This is a genomic window from Paenibacillus sp. OT2-17, assembly GCF_009827695.1.
GTDB classification, from domain to species: Bacteria; Bacillota; Bacilli; order Paenibacillales; family Paenibacillaceae; genus Paenibacillus; species Paenibacillus polymyxa_B.
In genome coordinates this window covers 1-1,123 of the sequence record NZ_WUDQ01000854.1, presented here as the reverse complement: position 1 = coordinate 1,123, position 1,123 = coordinate 1, and the positions used below count along the sequence as shown (strand labels likewise).

The following is a 1,123-nucleotide window of genomic DNA, read 5'->3' as shown; positions in this document are numbered from 1 at the left end:
CTTATGGAATTGTCAACTCTATTACATTTTAAGCTCTATATTCAAAAGACTCCGGCAAGCTCATGCCGGAGTCTCATCAAAGAAGTGTTTTTACATTAAGCGATATGATTAAGAGCAACAATTTTGTTTTTCCCGGAGCGCTTAGCTTGATACAGATAGTCATCTGCTTGCTGAAAAAATACATCTTTATCTTTGTTCATTTCCTCTGTATAGCTTTTCAGTCCAATGCTTACGGTTACAGAAACGAGTTGCAATTTCTCCTGAAAGGTCATTTTCTCCACTTCACGACGGATGTTTTCGACGATCTGATAAGCTTCTTCGAAAGTATGCTCGAACATCAAAATAGCAAATTCCTCACCGCCATAGCGAGCCGCAATGTCGTTTGCGGTAATCTGTTCTGTAATGATTTGCGAGATGCCTTCCAAAATTTTATCTCCGAACTGGTGTCCGTAAGTATCATTGATCTTTTTGAAATTATCAATATCCACTAACGCCAGATGGATGATCGCGCCTTGTTCGGCATATTCGAGTGCTTTTTCATAAAAGTTTTGAAAGGACAAATGATTGTACAGCTTTGTCAAACCATCAGTCATTGACATTTTGCTGATAATCGCGTTACTGATCATTAATTCCTGTTGGGCGCGCTTTGTTTTATACAAATCCACTAACAAATCGCGGCCGCTGGCCTGAATAATGAGAGCAATAAAGGTGGACATAATCAAAAAGGTTGGAATCGCCACGATATCAAAGCCTGACAAATAGGTACGAAATGATGCATCCACTGCCAGCAACAGAAAAAAGACGACTACTTGTAATACAAAGGAAAGCCATATTAAGCGACGATTGAAGAACAGGATAGAAGAGAAAATAGGCAACAAGCACAACGCTGTAATAATCCGGATATCATAGTTTAGGCGAATAATCATCCAGCAAATGACGGTACTTGCCATAAACAGGATCGCAAAAGAATACCTGTTAAATTTAAAATGAGCCAACTCTGCCAGTAAGTTGGAACCACTCATGATTAGCGTGGGAACAATAAGGGTTCCGACGTAAAATTCATAAGGCGAAGCGTAGTAATCAAGAAATAAGTAGCTGCCCAGCTGGACGATAAAATGTACAG

1 protein-coding gene is annotated in these 1,123 nt (G+C 39.6%); it reads right to left on the bottom strand.

Translation table 11 applies throughout. From position 1 onward, the window contains the following. Positions 1–95: 95 nt before the first annotated feature. Positions 96–1,123: GGDEF domain-containing protein (locus GRP75_RS27665; protein ID WP_237449239.1), on the bottom strand; the 1,028-nt coding region annotated here is incomplete at its 5' end.